Origin of the sequence: Cognatilysobacter lacus (assembly GCF_008274655.1) — a bacterium.
GTDB lineage: Bacteria > Pseudomonadota > Gammaproteobacteria > Xanthomonadales > Xanthomonadaceae > Cognatilysobacter > Cognatilysobacter lacus.
The window spans coordinates 1-2,491 of record NZ_VTRV01000233.1; the positions used below are offsets into that span (position 1 = coordinate 1).

The following is a 2,491-nucleotide window of genomic DNA, read 5'->3' on the forward strand; positions in this document are numbered from 1 at the left end:
CGGGCGACGCTCGCCGTCGCGCGGGGCACCGCTTGCACCGCGACCGCCGCTGCGCGGCTTGATGCCGCGTCGCGCGTCGTCCTCGGCCTTCTGCTCGCGCGCCTCGCGGAAGATCGAGCTCACGCTCTCCTCTTCCTCGCCCGCCACCTTCTCGCGCACCGGGCGCGGCAGCGCGACCAGCATGTCCGAGGTGACCTGTTCGGTCGGCAGCTTCTGCTCGATGTAGGCCTCGATATCCGGCAGGCTCATCGCATAGCGCTCGCAGGCGAAGCTGATCGCATCACCCTCGGCGCCCAGGCGCGCGGTACGGCCGATGCGGTGGACATAGTCCTCCGCGTCGAACGGCAGGTCGTAGTTGTAGACGTGCGACACGCCGTCGATGTGCAGCCCTCGCGCGGCCACGTCCGTCGCCACCAGGATCTCGAGCTGGCCGGCCTGGAACTTCTTCAGCAGCGACTCGCGCTTCTTCTGCGGCACGTCGCCCGACAGCACGCCGACGCGGTAGCCCGCGCGCTCGAGCGCCCTGGCGACGCGCTCGACGAACGCCTTGGTGTTGACGAACACCATCGTGCGCGCGCCTTCGCTGCGCGACAGCAGCGCGATCAGCAGCGGGATCTTTTCCTCGTCAGCCGGGTAGTACACCTTCTGGCGCACCTTGGCCGCGGTGATGAACTCGCTTTCGACAACGATCTTCTCGGGCTCGTTCATGTGCTCGTAGGCGAGCTCGAGTACGCGGTGGCTGAGCGTCGCCGAGAACAGCAGCGTCTGCCGCGTGGTGCGCTCGGGCATGCGGCGCAGCAGGAAGCGGATGTCCTTGATGAAGCCGAGGTCGAACATGCGGTCGGCTTCGTCGAGCACGCAGATCTCGCAGGCGTGCAGCGAGACCACCTTGTGCTGCTTGACGTAGTCGATCAGGCGACCCGGGGTCGCGATGATCACGTCGGCGCCCGACTGCAGGATCTGGCGCTGCTTGTCGTAGTCGACGCCGCCGTAGACGAGCGCGAACTTGATGCCGAGGTCGGACCCGAACTTCACCGCGTCCTTGTGGATCTGGATCGCGAGCTCGCGGGTCGGGGCGAGGATCAGCGCGCGCGGGTCCTCCGCCTTGCGGTCGGCGAGCGCGGGCTTTTTCAGCAGGCGGTCGAGCACGGTCACCAGGAACGCGAGCGTCTTGCCGGTGCCGGTCTGCGCCTGGCCGGCGACGTCGCGGCCGGTCAGCGTGAGCGGAAGGGTCAGGGCCTGGATCGGCGTGCAGCGCGTGAAGCCGGCGGCTTCAAGCCCGGCGAGCAACGTCGGGTGCAGGTCGAACGAGGTGAAGGAGATATCGGTAAGGGGCTTGTCGCTCATCAGGTTCCGGCGCGCCGCTGGGCGCTTGCGAGGGTCGGCGGCCGGGCATGAAGCCGGGCCGGCAAGGGGCGTCCGGGCGCGCAGTCGATGCGGGCGGGGCACACGCGGATGGAGCGTTCGCGGGCGCGGATCGGACGGCCGTGCGGGGCTTGCGCCACCGCGGAGAGGCCCCCAAGTGTAGCGCATGCCTGCACGCGGTCCGTGCGAGGATGTCCGCCGCATCGGTTCCCGAGGAGACCTGTTCAGTGAGCGAGAAGATCAAGCATGTCGGCGACGCCGACTTCGACCGCGAGGTGCTGCAGTCGTCCGAGCCCGTGCTCGTCGACTTCTGGGCCGAGTGGTGCGGCCCCTGCAAGATGATCGCGCCTGCGCTCGAGGAGCTGGCCGGCACGTACGAGGGTCGCGCGAAGATCGTCAAGGTCAATGTCGACCACAACCGCGCCAGTGCCATGAAGTACCACGTGCGCTCGATCCCGATGCTGCTGCTGTTCAAGGGCGGCCAGATCCACTCGCAGCAGATCGGCGCGGTGGGCAAGGCTCAGCTGGCGCAACTGATCGACAAGGCGCTCTGAGCGCCACGGGCGTGAGCCCGCGATAAACCGACGGACGTCGATCCGTGCAGGGCGCGCCTCCGTCCTGCACGATGTCCTCGGGCTGAGGCGAGCCGAACCCGCGGCACTGCCGCTTGGCTCGCCCCAGCCACGCCCCGCCGCCCGGGCGCTTGCACGGCCCGTTGCGGCGGTGCTAGTTTGCCGCTGGCCCGGCGCGCTCGCGCCCGCCGCACCCCTCTTTTGATCCCGACATCGCCCGCGCAACCGTGGGCGCTCGCCGCTTAGCGAGGAATTCCGCTTGTCCGACCAGATCCCCGACGCCGGCGAAGTCGCCGAAAAGCGCGTGCGCAAGACGCGCGTTTCCAAGGCCGATCCGACCGCCGTCACCGCCGCTGAAACGGCACCCCGCAACGAACCCGCGCCGAGCCCATCGACGGAGGTCCCTGCACGTACTGAAACCGCCCCGCGCGCCGACCAGGCGCAGACGAGCGAATCCGCACCCCGCAGCGAGCAGCCGCCGCGCCATGAGCGGCCGCATAACCCCGAGGCAGCGCCGGCTTCCGGCGCGCCGCAGCCTTCCAGCGCGGGCGAGT

Annotated in this window: 2 protein-coding genes and 1 pseudogene; 2 read left to right on the forward strand and 1 reads right to left on the reverse strand. The window is 69.5% G+C overall.

The features are described 5' to 3' along the window. The coding region (rhlB, locus tag FW784_RS13565) for an ATP-dependent RNA helicase RhlB (RefSeq protein ID WP_149353857.1) at positions 1-1,347 on the reverse strand (1,347 nt) is incomplete at its 3' end. A gap of 245 nt (positions 1,348-1,592) precedes the next feature. Here rhlB and trxA point away from each other — a divergent pair. Together trxA and FW784_RS13575 are read left to right on the forward strand one after the other, a co-directional pair. Next, positions 1,593-1,919, forward strand: a complete 327-nt coding sequence (gene trxA, locus FW784_RS13570; RefSeq protein ID WP_149353858.1) for a thioredoxin — start codon at positions 1,593-1,595, stop codon at positions 1,917-1,919. A gap of 277 nt (positions 1,920-2,196) precedes the next feature. Next, positions 2,197-2,491: pseudogene (locus tag FW784_RS13575) on the forward strand (hypothetical protein); the annotation flags it as partial.